Annotated in this window: 1 protein-coding gene; it reads right to left on the bottom strand. The window is 65.0% G+C overall.

The annotated features are described in order from the left end of the window. Window positions 1–1,073, bottom strand: a 1,073-nt coding sequence (locus ACJH6H_RS29720; RefSeq protein WP_406776391.1) for an IS110 family transposase, incomplete at its 3' end; no start/stop codon positions are given. Between the last annotated feature and the right edge of the window lie 255 nt (window positions 1,074–1,328).

Here is a 1,328-nt window from a genome sequence, read left to right as displayed (position 1 = left end):
TTGCGCTGGTAGTACGCCTTCGACGTGGGATCGCAGCGGATCGCGGTCAGCGCGGACATGTACATCACCCGGCGCAGGCGGCGGCTGTAGCGCTTGGGCGTGTGCAGCCGGCCGGTGCGTTTGCCGGAGTCTTTGGATACCGGCGCCAGGCCGGCCCAGGCGGCGAGCTGGTCAGGCGATTGGAGCAGTGCGGGATCGCCGACCACGGCAAGGAATTCGGCGCCGAGTCGGAAGCCGATGCCGGGCAGGCTGGTGATCACCTCGGCGAGCGGATGGCGGCGAAATCGTTCCTCGATGTCCGCGTCGGTGTGTTTGATGCGCTCATCGAGGTTGATCACCCCTTGGGCCAGCTCGGCGACCAATCCGGCGCCAACATCTTCACCCGCGAGGCGGACGGTCTGAGCTTTGGCCGCTGTCACCGCGGCAGCCGCGATCGTGGCGGCGTTGCGCACCCCGGCCGCTGCCAGAACTTTGGTCAGCCGCGAAACACCCGTTCGGCGAATCGCTTTCGGCCGTTGATAGTGCGCCAGCAGCACCGCCCAACCCCGGTCTTGGCTGAGCTCGGCGACGCGTTCGAGGGCCGGGCATACGGCCAGCAGTTGTTGGCGCAGACGGTTGATGGTGCGGGTGCGATCGGCCACCAGATCGGCGCGGTGGGCGGTGAGCATGCGCAGCTCGGTGATCAGGTCATCGCCGGGACGCAGGACCGGCAGGTCCGCACCGCGCATCCGGGATTGATCGGCAATCACCCGGGCGTCTTTGGCGTCGGTCTTGGATTCACCACCCCGGTAGGTGGCCGATGCTTGCCACACCTGCCGGCCCGCAAGGTAACGCACCGTCTTGCCTTCATCGGCCAGCACCGTGAGGACCAGTGCGGCGTACGCGTTGCTCAAGTCCACCGCCCAGGACACCTCACCGGCAAGCTTTTCGACCTCGGCGACCAGGTCGCGGATCGTGCGCTCGTCGTTGACCACCTTGCGCGAGAACACCATGTTGCCGTTGCCGTCCACGACGCACACCCAGTGATGTTCTTTGCCGACGTCGACGCCAGCCCATACCTGGTCTTCGGTCACCGGACCTCTTTTCGCTTGTCTGCCAACAGAATCCCCAAGGACGACCTCGCCGGCATTTCCTTAAACAAGCGATCGCATCGCAGATCTCAATCAGCGGCCCGAGGAAGTCCAGGCAGGCCGGGCGGCCAGTCCTTTCAAGCCGCACCACCAGGGCCGGCACCAACATGGCAGCCATACCCGACCCACCCGGGTCACAGCCAAACGTAACGCTCAGCAATACGAAGTAACTGCAACTACAAACTTAAGGACAACATG

It is taken from the genome of Mycobacterium sp. SMC-21 (genome assembly GCF_045310825.1).
Taxonomy (GTDB): Bacteria; Actinomycetota; Actinomycetes; order Mycobacteriales; family Mycobacteriaceae; genus Mycobacterium.
This window is presented reverse-complemented; position numbering and strand designations above follow the sequence as displayed.